Consider the following 20,582-nt stretch of genomic DNA (forward strand, 5'->3'; position numbering starts at 1 on the left):
ATGTACAGTTTTAAGAGTTGGCAAAATAATACTCGTTCATGGCGTTGCCGATGCCGTAAAGCTCGCCGCGTATTTGCGTTAAAAAGGTGTGCAAACCCTCTTGCCGTATGCTGCGTACCGAGTTATACTTAATGCGGCTTTGCAAACGACCGATCTGGAACGACATCTCGCGAAAATTCTCTAAGTTGTTATCATTCTTTAAACGATCAAAATAACGCTGTATGTTATTTACCGAGTAGATAACCGAGCGAGGGAAATCGTTATTCAAAACTACCTGCTCCAATACATTCTCGGCCTCAAAGCCCTCACGGTAGGTTTTCAGGTACAACTCATATCCGCCTAATGATAGCAGTAGGTGTTTCCAGTAGCTGGTATCGGTAAGCAGGTCTGGGTTATCATTGATGGATACAAATTTCATATCCAGTATATCTACCGATTGTATGGCACGTTCCAGGTATTTACCAATATTCATAAAACTGCGGCCCTCGCCACGCTCCATAGTAATTTCAACGGTGCCGTAGTATAGCATTACCTGTTTTATCAGCACATCCAATATGCCGATAGGGTCTTCGCGCTGCAAGGCACGTTCCAATCGGCTATCCTTTACGGCATGGTAATACTCGTTAAGGCACTGCCACAAGTCCTTGGTGATGTGTTCCTGCACGCTGCGGGCATTCTCGCGGGCGTGAGTAATAATATTGAGGATGCTGTTAGGGTTGGTTTTGCCCGTAACCATGTACTTTAATACCGCGCGGGTATCATTTTCCAATGTTTGGGCTTCCTCATCATCCAGGCCTGCAAAAATGCGTACCACCGGCTCCCAGGTAAACTCCTGTATAGTATCCTGCGATGATGCGTAATTTATTTTAAGCATACGTAAAATACCATCGCTACGCTCAATATAACGGCTTAACCAATAAAAACTTGCTGCTACTCTACTTAACATTTTTGGCCCCCAGGCCCCCTAAAGGGGGTATATATTTTTATTCTGTTATAATTAAATCATGTTTCAAAAACTCCCCCTTTAGGGGGGCGGGGGGCTTAAGCCAACACCCACGTATCCTTACTGCCCCCGCCTTGCGAGCTGTTCACCACCAGCGAGCCTTCTTTAAGGGCTACGCGGGTTAAGCCGCCGGGCACTATCTCAATACCGCTTGGGCCAAACAGCGCGTACGGCCGTAGGTCAATGCGGCGTGGTGTAAGTTCGCCTTGCATATAGCATGGCGCTGCCGACAGGTTGATGGTTGGTTGCGCTATAAAATCGCGCGGGTTTTTGATGATCTCCTGCTTGTAATCTTCAATCTCCTGCTCAGTTGAAGCATGACCCATCAGCATCCCGTAGCCGCCGCTACCATTGGTGCGTTTTACCACCATTTTATTGATGTTGCCAAACACATGCTCACGCTCATCGCGGTTACCCAGCTGATAGGTGGGTACATTTTTAAGTATCGGCTCCTCGTTCAGGTAATACTTGATCATGTCGGGCACGTAGGCATAAACGGCCTTATCATCGGCCACGCCATTGCCTATGGCATTTACAATGGCTACGTTGCCTTTACGGTACGCGCCCATTATACCCGCCACACCCAGCATGCTCGATGGATTGAACACCAGCGGATCAAGATAATCATCATCAACACGACGGTAAATTACATCAACCTGTTGCAGGCCGGTGGTGGTTTTCATGTATACCTTATGGTTGTTCACTACCAGATCGCGCCCCTCAACCAGTTCAACACCCATCAGGCGGGCAAGGGTGGTATGCTCAAAGTAGGCCGAGTTGTATATACCCGGACTAAGCAGCACAATGGTTGGGTTATGTATTTGCCTTGGCGATAGCGCCAGCAGGTTTTTGTATAATATAGATGGATACTCGGTAACACTGCGAACGCCGCATTGCGGCAGCAGATCGGGGAATAAGCGTTTGGTGATCTCCCTATTCTCCAGCATATAGCTCACACCCGATGGTGTGCGCAGGTTATCCTCCAATACATAAAAAGTACCATCATAATCGCGTATCAGATCGATACCCGAAATATGAATGTAAATATCATGAGGAACCTGCAAGTTATACATCTCACGCAAAAAATGCGGACAAGAGTAAATAACCTCTATCGGGATAATGCCGTCCTTTATAATGAATTGGTTGCTGTAAACATCCTTTAAAAACAGGTTGAGGGCGGTGAGGCGTTGCTTGATACCACGCTCAACAAAGGCCCATTCCTGCGCGGTTATGATACGGGGAATAATATCGAACGGGAAGATCTTCTCTATACCCTCGCCGCTGTTGTATACGGTAAAGGTAATACCCTGACTCATGAACAAGCGCTTGGCCAGATCTTCCTTTTTGTTCAGATCATCGGCCGATTCGCGCGAGATATAGTCGATAACCTTGCGGTAATGATCGCGAACATTGCTATTCTCGCCATACATCTCGTCCCAAACACCATTTATGGGATTGTATTTATTAAAATATGCCGATTCCTCCATAAAGTGCCCGCTGCGATTATGTTAAATTTTTAGATTTATGTATTTAAGTATCGTAATTTATAAAGTAATAATGATAATTGGCAATTGTTTTTCAAAAATTTGTAATTAAATGTGGCTATAAATATGAAATATCTAATAAAATATTGCCGATTAGGCCGTTACTGTAATTAAAAATTGTTTGTAAGCTAAAAAAGCACCGGTAATTTCCGATGCTTTTTTGTAGAAAGGTGTTAGTATGGATCAATTTTCGGCCACTACGGTGTATTTTAGTGTGGCTATGGTTGAACCTGATAAGTAAATGGTATAAATTTTACCTACTTGTACGGCGGTGCTCATATCTAATTCAGCCTGGGTTGAACCGGCTCCGTATAAAAAGAACTTGGTATTGGCGTCAACTTCCTTATACGCTGATGCTGCTTTGTAAGCTACATCGGTAAATACTTTGTTGGCGGCGCTCAGGCCTACATCAACACTGCTGGTTACTGCCGATGCCAGGTGCACAAAGCGTACTTTAGCTTTGCCTGATGATGGGGCGGTGGTATCGTCCTCAGTAACTACTGATGTTTTTGATTCGGCATTACCGGTAAAGTATACGCTGTAATGCTTGTTGTTTTGCAGCTCAAGGTCGAAAGCGGTACTGGCCGTTGCCGAACCTTCGTTACGGAATTGTGCCTGGCGGTCGCCGCTATTGGTTTCAATATAGCTTGAGGTATTGCCATAAGCCACGGCGGATGTGCTGATTTTATTACCATCCAAATAAAGCTCCTGCGAGGCTGAGCCTTCAACGGCGTTGGTTATACGGATCTGCGCTTTGCCTGATGTAGCGTCGTCATCATCCTTATCGCATGATGATAGTGAAACGGTGGCCAGTACAATTAGTGATAGTGATAAGATCTTGGTGTTCTTTAGTTGATCAAAAATTTTCATAAGTTATAAAATAGAATTTTGTACGATCACACTATCCAACACAAGGCCATATTTATAATAAGCTCATAATAATGGGTTTAATAATGTCATGATACCTGACATTTGTATGATAAATACAACAATTTGTACTTGATGCTAAACTTTTTCATTAAAATTTCATGCATAAAAAAAGCGCCCCGGTATTGTCGGAGCGCTTATGATAGTATGATATTTTAATATTTATTGAGCGTGATCGTGCACACCTTCTTCCTTAAACAATTTGGCGTTGAAGAAATCATTATTCATACGGCCAATATTGGTAAGGCTGATCTCTTTAGGGCACTCGGCTTCACAAGCACCGGTGTTGGTACAGTTACCAAAACCTTCTTCGTCCATTTGCGCAACCATTGATTGTACACGGCTCCAACGCTCAGGCTGGCCTTGCGGCAACATACCTAACTGCGATACCTTTGCCGATACGAACAACATGGCCGAAGCATTTTTACATGCCGCAACACAAGCGCCGCAACCAATACAGGTAGCTGAGTTAAAGGCCTCGTCGGCAATAACTTTAGGGATGGCTATCTCGTTAGCATCAGGCACACCACCTGTGTTGATAGATACATAACCACCGGCTTGCTGTATACGATCAAACGCTGAACGGTCAACCGCCAGATCCTTAAGTACCGGGAAAGCGGCTGCGCGCCAAGGCTCAATAGTGATGGTTTCGCCATCTTTAAAAGAGCGCATGTGCAACTGGCAAGTGGTAATAGCGCGCTTAGGGCCATGCGGACGGCCGTTAATATAAAGCGAGCACATACCACAAATGCCCTCGCGGCAATCGTGATCAAAATATATAGGTTCTTCACCTTTTTTGGTAAGGCTTTCGTTCACCACGTCAAGCATTTCAAGGAATGACATGTCTTCCGAAATACTCTCAGCTTTGTAGGTCACAAACTTACCCGAGGTTTGTGCATTTTTTTGGCGCCAAACTTTAAGCGTCAGGTTCATATTTCCGTTACTCATCTTTATTGAGATTGTAGAATTAAGATTCAGGAATCAGGATAAAGAGTTAAAATCTTGCCTCTTGATTCTTGCCCCTCAAATCTTATTTATAGCTCCTCTGTGTTAACTTAACATTTTCAAATACCAGCTCCTCTTTGTGCAGTTCTTCGGGTTGGTTTTCACCTTTAAATTCCCAGGCTGCCGCAAATGCGAAGTTTTCGTCGTCGCGCAATGCTTCGCCTTCTTCAGTTTGCGATTCGAGGCGGAAGTGGCCACCACATGATTCCTTACGCATCAGCGCGTCGGTAACCATCAGTTCGCCAAGCTCAATAAAGTCGGCAACACGTCCGGCTCTTTCAAGCGCCGCGTTGATCTCCTCATTCTCGCCGGTTACGATAGCGTTTTTCCAGAAATCAGCTTTAAGCTCTTGTATCAGACCTTTAGCTTTGGTCAAACCTTCTTCGGTACGTGCCATACCACAGTACTCCCACATAATGTGGCCAAGCTCGCGGTGGTATTCAACCACGCTTTTGTTACCCTTAAGGGCAAGCAGCTTGTTTACATATGCAAGTGTATCCTGTTTGGTTTGCTCAAACGCAGGGTGGTTAACATCAACCGGTTTAGGGCCGATGGTAGCCAGGTAATCACCCAAAGTGTAAGGGATAACAAAGTAACCGTCAGACAAGCCCTGCATCAACGCTGATGCACCAAGGCGGTTAGCGCCGTGGTCAGAGAAGTTACACTCGCCCAGGGCATATAATCCCGGTACGTTAGTGCTCAGGTTATAATCAACCCAAAGGCCACCCATTGTATAGTGTACCGCAGGGTAAATACGCATTGGCTGGCTGTAAGGGTCTTCGGCAGTGATCTGCGCGTACATATCAAACAGGTTACCATATTTGGCGGCAACTGTTTCCTGACCTAAACGCTTAATAGCATCAGCAAAGTCAAGGAATACGGCAAAGCCCGATGTACCTACACCACGACCTTCATCGGCCATTTCCTTAGCGTTACGTGACGCCACATCGCGCGGAACAAGGTTACCGAAGGCAGGGTATTTTCTTTCAAGGAAGTAATCGCGGTCGTCCTCTTTAATATCGCTGGCTTTTAATTTGCCTGAGCGTAATTGCTGAGCGATCTCTACTGTTTTTGGTGCCCATACACGTCCGTCGTTACGTAACGATTCAGACATCAGCGTAAGCTTTGACTGATGATCGCCGGTAACAGGGATACAGGTAGGGTGAATTTGCGTGTAGCAAGGGTTAGCAAAGAAAGCGCCGCGTTTGTGTGCCCTCCAGGCCGCGGTTACGTTTGAACCGATAGCGTTGGTTGACAGGTAGAACACGTTGCTGTAACCACCGGTACATAATAAAACGGCATGGCCTGCATGTGTTTCAATTTCGCCGGTTTTAAGGTTACGGGTAACAATACCTTTAGCCTGGCCATCAACAACAACAACGTCAAGCATTTCGGTACGGGTGTACATTTTAACCTTGCCGTGGTGTATTTGGCGGTTAAGTGCTGAGTAAGCACCTAAAAGTAATTGCTGTCCAGTTTGGCCGCGGGCGTAAAAGGTACGTGATACCTGCGCGCCACCAAATGAGCGGTTATCCAGCAAACCGCCGTACTCGCGAGCAAAAGGCACACCCTGAGCCACACACTGGTCAATAATATTTACTGATACCTCGGCCAAACGGTGAACGTTGGCTTCGCGGGCACGGTAATCACCACCTTTAATGGTATCATAAAACAAACGGTAAACACTGTCACCGTCATTTTGATAGTTCTTTGCTGCGTTTATACCACCTTGTGCGGCAATAGAGTGCGCACGGCGTGGGCTATCCTGAAAGCAAAACGCTGTAACATTGTAACCAAGCTCGGCCAAAGTAGCCGCGGCTGATGCGCCTGCCAAACCCGTACCCACAACAATAATGTTATACTTACGCTTGTTGGCCGGGTTAACCAGCTTAAGGTTAAATTTATGCTTGCTCCATTTTTCGGCCAAAGGGCCCTGGGGAATCTTAGCATCTAAAGTCATCTCTTACAATTATATTTTTGATCGGCCTTGCAGCCGCATCATATCAACAATAAACCTTATCTACAGAAAAAATAAACTACCGGCATTGCCGCGAAACCAAGCGGAATAATCACAGCGAAAAGCCAGGTGCCGATAAAGTAAATGATCGGTTTGTATTTACGGTGAACCCAACCCACAGTGTGGAACGCACTTTGAAAGCCGTGCAGTAAGTGGAATGATAACGCGCCTAACGCAATTACATAGAATGCCACATACCACCATTGCTTAAAGGCAATTTCAACGGTTTGGTTAAGGTCTTTAGCTACCATGGTTTCAACACTGCCTTCGGTAAATACAGCGTAGTGGTAATCGCCCGGAGGCAGATCACGTGCCGAAAGCTGCTCGCCGGTTACCAGGTCGGTTTTGTACTCCTTAAACGGAATAACGTGGGTGCTTTTGCCTGTAAAATCATCCTGGTGGTACTTAAACCAAAAATCTTTCATGTGTATCACGATGAAAAGAAACAGGATAGAACCCAGCAAACCCATGTTTTTTGACGACCATGAGGTTGGTGATTTTGTTGCCGAAGCATAACCGACAGGACGGGCTTTACGGTTTTTAACCGTTAAAACAATAGCATAAATTGTGTGCACCAGTATTGACAGGTACAACAGGTACGATACCACCCTGATAGGCGGAAAATGCGTCATGAAGTTAGCGTAGGCATTGAAAGCCTGGCCGTTATCATGTTTAAAAAGTGCAAGGTTACCGCTAAGGTGAACAATTAGGAAAGTACACAAAAACAAGCCTGTTAAAGCCATGATCAGCTTCTTGCCCAGCGACGAGTTAAAGGTTTGTTTAAATTCGCTCATTATGAAGTTTTGATTATTTCGGCAAAAGTATCTATTAAATAGTAAAACCGTGTAAATGGTTCACATAATATGAGGCTTTAATAGCTATTTAGAAACAATCTAAGCACTTATTTGGTTACACAAAATTTACACACATAAGTCTATCTTCGCCTGTTATATATTGATGAACATGAAATATTTATACCTGTTACTTATTACAGTAGTTTTTTCGGCCTGTAACCGTGCCGACCGAGTGGAGATAGAGGGCACCGCGCCCGGTATTAAAAATGGTGTTTTTGGCATTGTTGATGTGCTGAACAAGCCGCTTTATGGCGATAACATTGTTGACGGTAAATTTAAAATTAACGAGATACTGGAATATGCCGGTTATTACCAGATAAAGGTGACCAATATGCTTGATAACAAGAAAACCCATATACCTTATGAGGTATACCTGGAGGATGGCAAATACAACATCGAGATAAATGGTAATGATCTGACCAAGTATCCTAAGATCAAAACCGATTCAAAAATTCAAAACGAGTTATCAGCCTATTATACCCTTGCTGATGAATTGGTGGCTGACATTGCCCAAAAGGTAAAGGATGAACGCGCCTTTTTAAGAAGCAGCGAAGGTAAGAGCCTTGAAGGTGCCGCTTACCTCGAAAGGGTTGATAAGTTAAAGCAGTTACAGCAGGAACAAGTAGCGGTTGAGGCTACGGTGATTGAAAAATTCATCGAAAAATATCCTAAAAGTACCATAGCGGCTCACTTTATAAAAAAGGTTGATTATAAGGATGACCCTGCACGCTACTACGCGCTGTATAATAAGCTGAGCGATGAAGCCAAAAATACCGAGGAGGGTAAAGAGATAGGCCCCAAGCTTGCCGGTTTAGCCAAACTGGTGGCCGGCCAAACAGCGCCTGATATTTTTGGTACCGATGCCAACGGTAAAGCCTTTGACCGCAAGGCATTCGCCGGTAAAAAAATAATACTGATCGATTTTTGGCGTGCCGGTAACGAGGTTAGCCGCCAAAATCACCTGCAAATGAATAGCAAGTTGTTTTTCCAGGTGAACAGTAGTAAGGAGTTTGATATCATCAGCATCGATCTGGATGAGAATAAGGAGTACTGGCTAAAAGCTATAAAAGAGGATAACATGAAGTGGCCTCAGTTTTCAGATCTGAAAGGTAACGAATCAAAGAACGTGGAAGCATGGGGCATCAGCCGTGTACCAACCTATTACCTGCTTGATGGTAACTGGAAGATATTAAAGCGCGACATCCCGTACAACGATATATCGTTCGAGATAACTGATTACATGGAAAAAAAATAGCCCAATGTTAAAACTGTGGGGATTTGATAATGTGCCTGCCGAGAGGTTGCAACAATTGGCCGATAACCCCAATATTGCCCGTAACCTGCGCGATATTTTTCCGCACCCTTATACCATTGCTGATGCCGGGGAATTTATTGAGGCCGCGGTAACCGGAGCTATACCTCATGTGTTCGGTATTTTTGCGGATGATGAGTTTATTGGCGTTGGCGGCATAACCGTAAAAATAGATATTCACCGCAACAATGCCGAAATAGGTTATTGGTTAGGCGAACCCTATTGGGGCAAAGGCTATGCCACTGAGGCTGTGAAGTTACTGACGGAGTACGCGTTCAATATCGGCCTTATCCGGGTATTCGCCGGTGTGTTCGCCCATAACAAGGCATCGCAACGGGTGCTCGAAAAGGCGGGCTATACCCTTGAAGCAATACTACGCTCAGCCATTGTTAAAAACGGCGAGGTGATGGATGAGCATTTGTACGCTATCATAAAAAGTTAAGCATAGCATCATTATAAAATAAAAAGGCATTTACCAAGCGGTAAATGCCTTTGTTAGTTAAAGGGGTTATATATAGAGTGATTGGTTGCTATTATTCGGACCGCAGGTTTTTTATCGGGTTTACCAGCGCCGCGCTCACTGCCTGCCAGCAAACGGTTACCAGGGCAATAATGATAACTATTATGCCCGATATGGCGAAGATATCCCAGCTGAGTTGTATACGGTACACATAATCCTCCAGCCATTTGTTCATGGCCAGCCAGCCGATCGGGATGGCGATAACCAGCGATATCAGCACCAGCTTAAGAAAGTTGCCCGTAAGCAGCGCGAACAGGTTGGTTACCGATGCGCCCAGTACTTTGCGTATGCTTACTTCCTTGCTGCGCTGCTCGGCCATAAAGGCTGCCAGTGCGAACAAGCCCAAACAGGCCACCACAATGGCCAGTACCGAAAAACCGGTGAATATATATTGCGTGCTTTTTACATCGCTGTACATGGCGGCATAGCTTTGATCTAAAAAATCGTATCGCATGGTTTGGTGTGGTTGAAACTGTTTCCAGGTGCTGTTTATGGCGGCAATGGCGGCGCGCATATCACTGCTTTTTAGTTTTACTGATACCATGCTGTTGCTGTTGCCCAATATCATTACTAAAGGTTCAACCTGCTGTTTTAACGATTCGTAGTAAAAATCATCAACCACACCTATAATGGTGAGGTGCTCATAACCATTGGTGATCACCTTACCCAGCGGATTCTTCAACCCCAGTTGCTTAACCATTGATCTGTTCACGATGGTAGCCTGCGAGTCGGTAGGCATATCCGTACGGAAATTGCGGCCATCTGATAGTTTAATACCCAGGGTAGCCAGGTAGTTTTCATCAATAACCCAATGCTGGCTGCGTATAGGCGCATCCTGTTTTTCACGGCCCTCGTTGTAAAACGAGTTGCCGTTACGCTTGGTGCTGTTGATAGGTAAAAAGTCGCTAACGGTAACATTCTTTACAAAAGGCAGGTTAAGTAGTTCTGCCTTAAACGCTGCCGTTTGCGGGCCAAGGGCATCAGCACCCTCAATGGTTACTACCTGCTCTTTATCAAAACCAATTTTTGAATTAAGAATGTACTGCATCTGCTTAAAAATAACCGCCGTGCCGATGATAAGCACAATGGATACCGTGAACTGGAATATCACCAGTCCGCTACGCAAGCCCGAGTTGCGGGTACCCATGCTGATAGAGCCCTTTAGCGTAGTTGCGGGTTTAAAGTAGGATAGGTAGAACGCAGGGTAAATTCCCGCTATTAAGCCTATAACAATGGCGCTGCTTATTAAGGCAGGCAGCAACCACCACTCCATCCATGGCAAAGCGAGCTGCGTGCCGGCTACATTGTTAAACACCGGCAAGGCCGACGCGGCCAGCACAACACCCAGCACGAACGAAAAGAAACTGTACAATAGTGATTCGGTTAAAAACTGCCTGATCAGGTTGGCGCGGGTTGAGCCGATAACCTTGCGCACACCCACCTCGCGGGCACGGTTGGCAGACCGTGCTGTGGATAGGTTAAGGAAATTGATACAGGCCAGTATCAGTATAAAACCGGCTATGCCCGCAAAAAGCCAAATAAAGCGTGCATCGCCATGTTTAATATGATCCTCCTCAATATTGTACGATTTTAGGTAGATGTCAGTAAGTGGTTGCAATATCAGGTGGGCGTTTTTCCTTACCTCGGCGGTATTGGCCTGCCCATTTTGCTTCATGCTTGGTATCACATACTCGTCAAGTATATGGTCGCTCATTTTTTTGCTGAATGCATCGATATCCACTCCCGGATTCATTTGCAGGTAGATGCCGTAGTTGCTGGAGTACCAGCTTTCCTGCTCACCATCCCAAAAACCAAGGCCCGATAGTGATATAAAACCCCTGAACTGCATATGCGAGTTAGCCGGAAAATCCTGCATTACGCCGCCTATGGTTAATGGTTTTTGGGTGTTGTTGTTAAATATCAGCGTTTTGCCTATCGGGTTTTGTTTAGGGAAGTATTTATCGGCCAGGCTTTTGCATATTACTACCGTATTGGGTGCTTTTAAGGCGGTTATATTGCTGCCGTAAACCATCGGTATATCCAGTATATCGAGTGTTGAACTATCGGCAAAGCAAAAGCCGGCTTCGTAGTTGTTGTTTACCTGGTCGGTGCGGCGTATCTGGTTCTCGGTGCCGCCAAACAGCCTGTTGTGCATAATGCGACCAGCCTTTTTTACCTGCGGAAAATCGCTCAGCAAGGCTTTTGACATGGGCGGCTGAAAGCTTGTACCATAAAAGGTAGTGCCCGCCATGGTCATTTTACCAAGCACGCGGTAAACGTTCTCTTTATTGCGGTTGGTTTGGTCGTAACTGGTTTCGTTACGTATGTATATCGATATTAAAATACAGGCGGCAATGCCAATGGCAAACCCACCGATGTTGATAGCGGCATACATTTTTTGCTTCTGCATGTTTCGAAAAGCTATTTTAAGGTAATGTGTTAGCATGATACGGCTGATGAATATCGTTTAAAAAATAATAGGTAATACTCGCTTAGATGAATAAATACTATTTATGTGCCATGCGTGTAAGTTGTTGTTTATTAGTTGTTTGCGTTGATTTTAATTGTTCGGGGCGTTCGCTTTCGTTACACTTGGTGTTCGCTTATGTTTAAGTGCTGATGCCAAATTATATAACAAAAAACGTTTGACAATAAGCCCGATAGCACTATATTTAAATATAAACCGTTAAACATTTATCGTGCTTAAAAGAGTAATGTTTTGTGTGATGATACTGCTGTGCGGCACCTTTGCCAAAGCGCAAACAGTTGATAGCGCCGCTGTTTTTGATAGCTACCTCGATCTCAATATGGCTATGTTTGAGGGCAATACCGACAATGCCGAACGCGTATCCGAACAAATAATGGCCGATACCGCCGCACTGCCACCTAAAGCCCGTGTTAACTACTATAATATATTAGGGAAGCTTTACGAGGAAAGGCAACCTGCCGAAGCCAAAGTGTATTACGAAAGGGTAGTGGCGCATGTGCCCAATTACTATGTGGCGCACCTTGCCCTGGGGTACATTTATATAAAGGAGGCCGAGGATAACGAGAAAAAAGTTCAGGCTAATTCAACTCCCGATACCCGTTGGGCACACATTACATCGGTAAAAAAAGCTATAGCCCACTTGGAAAAAGCCCAGGCCTGCGACCCGAATGAGGATACCATGAACACCATTACCTCGCTCTACAAAAAAATAAATGATACCGCCGGATTGGCCGGAATAAAGGCCCGCCTTGCTACCTTAGCCAAAAACTGCGTCGATCTGCTCGAAACGCAATAATTAGAGTTCTATTCGCTTGCCCTGTTGGGGGAATATCAAATTCAGGCCTAACGTGTTTTGCTGTTTAAGCTGCTGCTTTAACTTTTCGATGTTTTTTTGCGGAGGCTTAACGTGAGTAACCACCAGGTTAAAGCCCTTTAGTTTACCCTCGCCGGTAAGGCTTTGTAACACCTGCATCTCCTTCATCAGCCAGTTAGGCGTGAGGTGACCGAATAAGCTTTTATCAGGCTGCTCGTTAGGATATGATACCTCTATCATAATGCCTTTCAATTCCCCCTTGCTGATCAGCGGGACAATGGCCTGCCATAGTTCGCGCAGTTTGGTACTTTTCTCTACCTCATCGGGTCCGGTATCGCCCAGGTAAAGTACGTAAGCATCATTGTTTTTTACCAAATAGGCAGCCCCAACAAGGTTAGAGTGACTCAGCGGAAATACCTGTACGCTTAGCCCCGTACCATCAACGGTAACCGGTTTACCCGGTTCCATAGGTTTATACGAGTATTTTTTGAGTGCCGGTTTCTCGCCGTCATCGGCAAAGTTGGCCCAGCTTGCCCAGGTAAAATAGTGGGTCTTGATAGTTTCGAGGCACGATGGTAGCCCGTAAATGCTTTTGGTGCTATCCTCGGGCGAGTTGATGATGAGGCCCGACACATGATCGAGGTGCGCGTGCGAAATAAAGTAGCCCTTGATGTATTGCTTGAGTATCGTTTCGGCTGGTACCTTAAAGGTGTGCTTGCTCACGGCCTTTTCAATACCCGAGTGCAGCGTGCCGGCATCCATACATATATAGTTATTGCTGCCTGCCGCGCTAACCATATAGGCTGATAGGTTGCTCTCGTCAATACCACCCTTAACACCTAACGGAATGATGCTGAATGATGGTGCTTTTTTTTGTGCCGATGCTGACATAAATAACAGCATCGCGATAGCCAATAACCTCAAAAATTTACCGGGCATAGTATTATTTGTTGATGCGCAAAGCTACATCAAAACAGGCTATTATTCGGTTTTCAATTCTTTTTGGGCTTTGTCCTCATACTCGTATTCGCCGCCAAGCAGGTAGCCCCAAGGTTTAAGGCTCGGCACACGGTCAAATATGATCTTGAAGATGGCGATGACCGGGATGGAAAGGAACATACCCGACAGCCCCCAAATCATCTCACCCACAATAATACCGATAAAGGTAATCAGCGCGTTCAAGCGTACTTTTGAGCCTACGATGATAGGTAGCAACACGTTGGCATCCAGCGCGTGTATACCAATTACCGATACGGCAACCGTAACCGTTTGCTGCACACTGCCGGTAGCGAAAGTTACAATGCAGCTTAACAGCAATGCTGTAAATATGCCTATATAAGGAATGATGTTGAACAAGCCTACAATAATGCCCAGCAGCACGGCGTACTTAACGTTCAATATCCAAAAAACGGCACAGGTTATACCCGATACAACTACCATCTCCAGTATTAAACCAACAATATACTGGCGTAGTATTTTTTGGATGTTCTCCACCACATCCATCACGGTGGTTGAATGGTCATCGCTGAAAACGCGCATAATAAAGCGTATCAGCAACCTGCGGTAAAACAGTATAAAAAAGGTGAATATCAGTATAAATACATAGAACAGCAGCAATGACGATACCGCCCCGAAGGTAGTACCCAGCACCACAGTACCCGATTCCATGATCTTTTGTGTGGTATCGTGAACGTAGTTCATCTGCTTGTCGGTATTGATGTGGAACGATACCTCAATCCAGCTTTGAATGCTATCTATTGATTGCGTGATCTGGGTTTTTAGCATAGGCCAGTCTGATGCCAGCGATGATATTTGCGAACCCACCAGGTAGCCCACCAAGCTGATAAAGCCAACAAACAGAATGATTGCCGCGAATGACGAAATACTGCGCGGAAACCTGAGTTTACGCTCCAAAAAATCAGACACGGGCAGCAGCAGCACTGCAAATAAAAACCCGAACATAAGCGGGTCAAGTATTTCTTTGCCTAATATCACCAGGTAACTGAGCGATATGATGCCGATAAGTACTAAAGCAAGTTGTTCGTAAAAAGGGGGGAGTAATTTTCTGCCGGTCATAACTGTTGTTAAAGTTATGAACCTAACAGGATTTTGATGCGAATGTTTTGAATATTGTGCTTAGTGAAAAATATTGTGTAAGGGGCTGATAAACAGTAATTGTAACGATGTTATTTTGCCCTTAATTTTTTTTGCAAGTAAGCCGGATACCCTGTTGAGCCGCCTGCCGTAAGGCTATCGCCCATACAAACTACAATAAGGTATTCATCTTCGGTAAAGTTTTGCTTTATATATGCAGCCAGGGTATCAGCAATAAACTCTTTGCCTGTTATAGTCAGGTGTATGCCATCGGGCTTTGAGGCATTGTTTATGGCGTTATATACCATGCTGTTTTTGGTAGCATTTGGGGTTCCGGCATCCTTAAAGGCCTTGTTGATGTTTAGGTAATAGCAGTTCAGCTCGCGAGCTAAGGAGTCGTTAATAGTTTCAATGGTATCGTTACGGTCGTTCAAAAAATAATCGGGACTTGTAATTACATCAATGCCTCTTGGTGGCGGGCTCATCAGTAAAACCCTGGCTCCGGCATGCTTAATACGGCCTATAATGTGTGTAAGGTTATCGGCATAATCACTATAGGGCCCCATGCGCGATACATCATTGGTACCTATCATCAACACCACCAGTTTGGGCTTTTCGGTTAACATGCCATCAACTTCGGCGGCAACATCGGCCGAGGTATATTTAGGGATGCCCTCATTAATAACCTTTACGCGACTGGTTGATGATGCATCATCATTCGTTTTACGGCACGATGCAAGTAGCAGAAGTAAAGCAGCGGCAAAAATAATTTTCATGTATGATAGGGGTATTGCGAGGGTACGTTGCGGCAAAAGTATCGCGCTAAAAGTATGCCTGTTAAAAATACAATTATTATGGCAAAATATCCGCCAATAGCGGGATATACGGTTATAAAAACCATGCTTGGTGATGGTGGAGGCAAAAGTTTTAAAGTGGATGATCAAAACTTCCATATTAGCCGGGTGTAGGTTCGGATATTCTTAAAGGTTTTGCCTTTTAATTATAAGTTATTCGAGCCTTTTTACTGTAAGTTTTGCTAAAAGGTTTAACTGTAACGGGAATATTACAAAAAACTTCATTTCGCTGTAAATAAAACGGTTTATCAATTTTTTGATGCGTTTAAGTGTTATTTAAGCCATTGTTTTAAATGTGGAAAAATATTTTTGTTGTGCTTAAATAAATAAAGTTATAGGTTAGATGCCGATTTAAACTATACTGCACGTGCCTACCCTCGGCATGTGGTTTTACACACCTTATAAATTTATCTTATGAAGATCACTTTTAACCTGGCGGGGGTGCGTCCGCATGTAAAAAAATGCACATCCAATCAGGGTCCACCCCTGAAAAAGCTCACTTTCTTTTTAGCTGTACTATTCAGCAGCATGTTATCACTTCAGGCCTTTGCGCAAAAGCAAATTACCGGTACTGTAGTTGATAAGCAAAAATTACCACTACCCGGCGCCACTATAAAAATTAAAGGCACAACAACAGCCGTAGCCTCAGATATGAATGGTAAGTTCAAGATCACCGTACCTGGTGATAATGCAGTACTTACCGTAACCTCAATAGGTTTTACCTCAAAGGATGTAGCCGTAGGTACCCAAACTGATATTAACGTAACCCTGCTTGAAGAATCGCGCGGATTGAATACCGTGGTGGTAGTAGGTTACGGTTCGCAAAAAAAGGGAGAGATCACCTCGGCCACGGGCCACGCCGATACGTCGGACTTTAGGCAGAGCGGCGCGCGTAACCCAATGGATCTTATTCAGGGTAAAATTGCTGGTTTGCAAATAAGCCGCTCGGGCAGTAACCCTAATACCGGTACCAGCATACAGCTACGTGGTGTTACCACTTTAACAGGTAGCGCATCGCCATTGGTGGTAATTGATGGTATACCCGGCGGTAACCTCGATCTGTTACAACAGGATGATATCGCGTCTATTGACGTATTGAAGGATGGTTCGGGCGCGGCTATTTACGGTACAACCGCCAACGCGGGTGTAATTTTGGTAACTACCAAAAAAGGTAAAGAAGGCCCGGCACAGTTCACTTACTCTAACTACTTCCGTAAAGAGTACCTGGCCCGCATACCTGATTTTATGACGGCAGCGCAATTCAGGGAACGTTTAGCCTCGGGCCAGATAACCGGTACCGATTACGGTAACTCGTCAGACTTTTTTGACCAGTTGGTTAACCACGGTAACCTGTCGCAAAACCACAACTTTGCCATGACTGGCGGTACCAGCAAAACAAACTACCGCGCCAGCGTTAACTATCGCGATCTGCAAGGCTTTGCTAAGGAGAACGGTCGTAAGGAATACACCGTACGCTTAAGCGTTAACCAAAAAGGATTGGATGATAAGCTTAACGTAGCCGTAAACCTGGCAGGTAACTTTGCCAAGATCAATCTTTTGGGTGGCGATGGCTGGGAAGATCAGCTTATACGTAACCCAACATTATCAAACTATAATGAGGATGGAACTTTCTACTTTGAAAATACCAGTACTAACCAGTTTGCCCGCTTACAGCAGGAAACTAACAAACGCCAGCAGTCAACCATATCAGCTGATGGTAAGGCCGAGTACGAATTTATACCAGGCTTAAAAGGTTCGATATTCGGATCGGTACAGCGTAACAGCTATATTGATGGCCTGTACCGCAGTATATACGGCGAGTTCTCGCGCGAGAATGATATTTACCAGGGTGGTGGCTATGCCGAGCGCTCAACTCAATTAAGCCAAAACTATGCTTTTGAGCCAACCATCCAGTTCAACAAAATAATTGCTGACGACCATAGCATCAACGCCGTATTAGGTTATAGCTACCGTTACAATGTTTACGAAGGCTTTTCGGCAGCCAACTACGGTTTCCTGAATGATAGGTTTATGGAGAACAACCTGGGCGCGGGTAACCAGCTGCAATCAGGCAAAGCCACCATGTCAAGCTTTAAAAATGATGATAAGCTTATCGCTTTCTTAGGTCGTGTTAACTATGCTTATAAAGATAAATACCTGTTACAGGTGAGTTTACGCCGCGAGGGTTCGTCGCGTTTTGGTGCCAACCATAAATGGGGTTACTTCCCGGCGGCATCAGCAGGCTGGACCATCAGCGAGGAGGATTTTATGAAGGATGTAAACTTTGTAAATAACCTGAAACTGCGTGTTGGTTACGGTATTACCGGTAACTCAGGCTTTAACAACTACGCATCGCTGGTTACTTTAGGCACGGGTGGTATATACTTGTATCCTGATGGCCAGTACCGAGAAACCTATGGCCCTGACCGTAACCCGAACCCGAACCTGCGTTACGAGAAAAAGAAAGAGCTTAACATTGGTGCCGATTTCACCTTGTTCAACAACCGTATTACCGGTGCGCTCGACCTGTTTCAGCGTAAAACGGTCGATCTGTTAGATTCATACGTAACTCCGCAGCCACCTTACGTGCGCGATAATATCTACGCTAACGTGGGTACCATATCAGCAAAAGGTATTGAGTTGGCCGTAAGCTTTGCAGCCATTAAGTACAAGGATTTTGCATGGAATATGGATGTTGCGGCAAGTACAACCAAAAACACATTGGATTCATACTCTGATGATATATTCAAGGTTGATATGCGCTCATTTGGTGGTATTGGTGGTGCCGGTGATCTGGGTAACGCTATACGCACTTACGAGGGTGGCCCGCTTGGCCAGTTTTGGGGTAAGCGTTTTGCCGGCTTTACTGATGATGGCAAATGGTTATTCTACAACCGTAATGGCGAAAAGATATCAAATGCCGAGATCAATAACTCGCCATACCGCGATCAAACCGATCTGGCACCAATTGGTAACGCTATACCAAAATACTACGCCTCATGGACCAACAACTTCAGATACAAGAATTTTGACCTGCGTGTATTTATGCGTGGTAAATTTGATTTCGACATCCTGAACACTACAGCCCTGTCATACGGTAATAAAGTATCGGGCGGTAACCTGCTTAATGATGCCTTTACCAAATACGCTCAGATCAATGATACCTACATGTATTCAGACTATTACCTGGAGAATGGCTCATTCCTGAAAATTGATGAGGTTACTTTTGGTTACAATTTCAAGCTTAAAACTAAAAAGGTACGCAGCCTGCGCGCTTACGTAACCGGCCAAAACCTGGTAACCTTTACCAGCTACAGCGGTAACGATCCTGACTTTGTGCCTGATACAGGCCTCGGCCCGGGTATTGATGGCCGTGGTCCGTACCCAAGCACACGCTCGTTCTTATTAGGTGTAAGCCTTGGATTTTAATTAACCTCTATTCACATAAAAGAAAGTCATGAAGATCAAGAATAATATATTGAAGATCGCCGTAGCGGGTACCATGCTGTTATCATTAGATGCCTGTACCAAGCTCGACGAGAGTACGTATGATACGCTAAGAAGCGATCAATTCTATACCAACCGTAACGAGATAATTTCGGCCGTGTTAAGGCCATATACACATGCCAATGCCTGGGGAACCCCATCAGGTCAGGATAGCTGGTGGCGCGCTGCCGAAATGTCGGGCGATCAGCTGGCATGGCCAACCAAAGGCCGCCACGGTGAGGATGGCGGTAAGTGGAAACGCTTTCACTACCACACCTGGACAGTTGACGAGGGTGGCCTGAACCAGGCATGGGTACTGATGTACTGGGGTATAGGTTTGTGTAACGTGCCTATCCAAAATATTGAAAAACAGGATGCCGCGGTTATCGGCTTAACCGAGGAGGAAAAATCTCAATATATAGCCGAGTTAAAGCTACTGCGTGCTTACCATTATCTTAAACTGATGGATCTGTTCGGTAATATTCCGATAGTTACCGAGAGCCCATCAGAGCCGGTACCAACTGATCAGTATCCGGCTAACTCAACCCGTAAAGAGGTGTTCGATTTTATTGAGAAGGAAATATTAGACAACATTGAACAGGCGCCAAAACTATCAAAAGGTATGTTGGGCCGTATGAGCCAGGCCGGTGGCTACGCTATGCTGGTTGAGCTTTATCTTAATGCCGAAGCATGGACAGGCACCCAGCGTTGGGATGATTGTATTGCCGCTGCCGATAAGCTGATCAATAACGAAGCCGGTGGTTTGAATGGTGCTATGGCACTTGATACCAACATTCTTGACGCGTTTAAGCCTGATAACAATCTGTCAAAAGAGAGCATATTCTCTATAGCTTATGAGTTTCAGCAGGCTAACTTCCAGCCATCGTGGACAGGTGAGTTCTTCCACTTTCAGCAACAGTATATTTATGGCGGTAGCCGTAATGGTAATGATGGTATTGTGGTTGTACCGGGTAACTATACCAAATATGATGATGAGGATCAGCGTAAATCAGAGTGGTTGTTGATCGGTCCGCAGGTTGATTTTCAAACTAATGAGCCTGTAATTAGCCGCGGTGGTAACGAGTACGATGGTCAGCAACTGGTGTTTGTTGATAACATCCGTCGCAATAAATCGGGCGGTACATCATCAACCATGAGCGATGGTGAGGAGAACAGCGGTGTGCGTTTCAACAAATATCGTTTAGGTAACCAGTTTGCTGGTTTTGATGGTACGCCGCCAAACCCTAACTACAATAATACCGACTGGAACCTGTACCGCTTAACCTGGATATACTTTGCCAAAGCCGAAGCTTTAATGCGTAAAAATGGTGGCATAGCTACCGGCGAGGCAGTAACCCTGATAAATGACTGTAAGAAACGCGCCTACAGCGCTGCCGACTGGACAGACCATGCCTACACCACAGCAACGCTTACCTTAGATGAGTTGCTTGACGAGCGTGGCCGTGAGTTTATTTTTGAAGGCTTCCGCAGGGATGACCTGATCCGTTTCAATAAATTCACCACAGGCAGCTGGTGGGATCATCAGCCATCGCAGCAATTCCGTAACCTGTATGCTATACCATTGCAACAGGTAATACTCAATCCTAAATTAACTCAAAACCCGGGCTATTAATAACCACGGGTATATTCAACAAAAAAGCAGG

General features: G+C 45.1%; 15 protein-coding genes. 5 read left to right on the top strand and 10 right to left on the bottom strand.

Going from position 1 to position 20,582, the window contains the following annotated elements:
* Positions 1 to 10: 10 nt before the first annotated feature.
* The 6 genes from IM792_RS06815 to IM792_RS06840 form a co-directional block, all read right to left on the bottom strand.
* Positions 11 to 946, bottom strand: a complete 936-nt coding sequence (locus IM792_RS06815) for an alpha-E domain-containing protein (protein ID WP_194101085.1) — start codon at positions 944 to 946, stop codon at positions 11 to 13.
* Between the two features lie 95 nt (positions 947 to 1,041).
* Positions 1,042 to 2,490, bottom strand: coding sequence for a circularly permuted type 2 ATP-grasp protein (locus IM792_RS06820; protein ID WP_194101086.1), 1,449 nt, complete (start codon positions 2,488 to 2,490; stop codon positions 1,042 to 1,044).
* Positions 2,491 to 2,730: 240 nt separating this feature from the next.
* Positions 2,731 to 3,417, bottom strand: coding sequence for a DUF4397 domain-containing protein (locus IM792_RS06825; RefSeq protein WP_194101087.1), 687 nt, complete (start codon positions 3,415 to 3,417; stop codon positions 2,731 to 2,733).
* A 219-nt stretch (positions 3,418 to 3,636) separates the two neighbouring features.
* A complete protein-coding gene (locus IM792_RS06830) occupies positions 3,637 to 4,422 on the bottom strand; it encodes a succinate dehydrogenase/fumarate reductase iron-sulfur subunit (RefSeq protein WP_228084968.1) in 786 nt (261 codons plus the stop codon).
* A gap of 82 nt (positions 4,423 to 4,504) precedes the next feature.
* Positions 4,505 to 6,439: a fumarate reductase/succinate dehydrogenase flavoprotein subunit gene (locus tag IM792_RS06835; protein ID WP_194101088.1), complete on the bottom strand. Its 1,935-nt coding sequence runs from the start codon at positions 6,437 to 6,439 to the stop codon at positions 4,505 to 4,507.
* Between the two features lie 56 nt (positions 6,440 to 6,495).
* On the bottom strand, positions 6,496 to 7,290 hold the full coding sequence (locus IM792_RS06840; RefSeq protein WP_194101089.1) for a succinate dehydrogenase cytochrome b subunit: 795 nt from the start codon (positions 7,288 to 7,290) through the stop codon (positions 6,496 to 6,498).
* A gap of 169 nt (positions 7,291 to 7,459) precedes the next feature.
* On the opposite strand from IM792_RS06840, the gene IM792_RS06845 reads away from it, so the two are divergent.
* Positions 7,460 to 8,605, top strand: a complete 1,146-nt coding sequence (locus IM792_RS06845; protein WP_194101090.1) for a thioredoxin-like domain-containing protein — start codon at positions 7,460 to 7,462, stop codon at positions 8,603 to 8,605.
* Between the two features lie 4 nt (positions 8,606 to 8,609).
* Positions 8,610 to 9,104, top strand: coding sequence for a GNAT family protein (locus tag IM792_RS06850; RefSeq protein WP_194101091.1), 495 nt, complete (start codon positions 8,610 to 8,612; stop codon positions 9,102 to 9,104).
* A 91-nt stretch (positions 9,105 to 9,195) separates the two neighbouring features.
* Here the strand turns inward: IM792_RS06850 and IM792_RS06855 are convergent, their stop codons facing one another.
* Complete coding sequence (locus IM792_RS06855; protein ID WP_228084969.1) at positions 9,196 to 11,592, bottom strand: ABC transporter permease; 2,397 nt, start codon at positions 11,590 to 11,592, stop codon at positions 9,196 to 9,198.
* Positions 11,593 to 11,881: 289 nt separating this feature from the next.
* Between IM792_RS06855 and IM792_RS06860 the strand changes: the two genes are divergently transcribed.
* The gene (locus tag IM792_RS06860; protein WP_194101093.1) at positions 11,882 to 12,466 is read left to right on the top strand and encodes a hypothetical protein; all 585 of its coding nucleotides are present in this window, start codon (positions 11,882 to 11,884) and stop codon (positions 12,464 to 12,466) included.
* On the opposite strand, the gene IM792_RS06865 is transcribed toward IM792_RS06860, so the two are convergent.
* The 3 genes from IM792_RS06865 to IM792_RS06875 form a co-directional block, all read right to left on the bottom strand.
* Complete coding sequence (locus tag IM792_RS06865) at positions 12,467 to 13,423, bottom strand: 3',5'-cyclic-nucleotide phosphodiesterase (protein ID WP_228084970.1); 957 nt, start codon at positions 13,421 to 13,423, stop codon at positions 12,467 to 12,469.
* Between the two features lie 42 nt (positions 13,424 to 13,465).
* Positions 13,466 to 14,560: an AI-2E family transporter gene (locus IM792_RS06870; RefSeq protein WP_194101094.1), complete on the bottom strand. Its 1,095-nt coding sequence runs from the start codon at positions 14,558 to 14,560 to the stop codon at positions 13,466 to 13,468.
* Positions 14,561 to 14,670: 110 nt separating this feature from the next.
* Entirely contained in the window at positions 14,671 to 15,354 is a 684-nt protein-coding gene (locus tag IM792_RS06875; protein WP_194101095.1) for an SGNH/GDSL hydrolase family protein, read from the bottom strand.
* A 492-nt stretch (positions 15,355 to 15,846) separates the two neighbouring features.
* Here IM792_RS06875 and IM792_RS06880 point away from each other — a divergent pair, with 492 nt between their 5' ends.
* Entirely contained in the window at positions 15,847 to 18,861 is a 3,015-nt protein-coding gene (locus IM792_RS06880) for a SusC/RagA family TonB-linked outer membrane protein (RefSeq protein ID WP_194101096.1), read from the top strand.
* A 28-nt stretch (positions 18,862 to 18,889) separates the two neighbouring features.
* The gene (locus IM792_RS06885) at positions 18,890 to 20,551 is read left to right on the top strand and encodes a RagB/SusD family nutrient uptake outer membrane protein (protein WP_194101097.1); all 1,662 of its coding nucleotides are present in this window, start codon (positions 18,890 to 18,892) and stop codon (positions 20,549 to 20,551) included.
* Positions 20,552 to 20,582 lie beyond the last annotated feature (31 nt).

Source organism: Mucilaginibacter sp. JRF (assembly GCF_015223065.1).
Lineage (GTDB): Bacteria > Bacteroidota > Bacteroidia > Sphingobacteriales > Sphingobacteriaceae > Mucilaginibacter.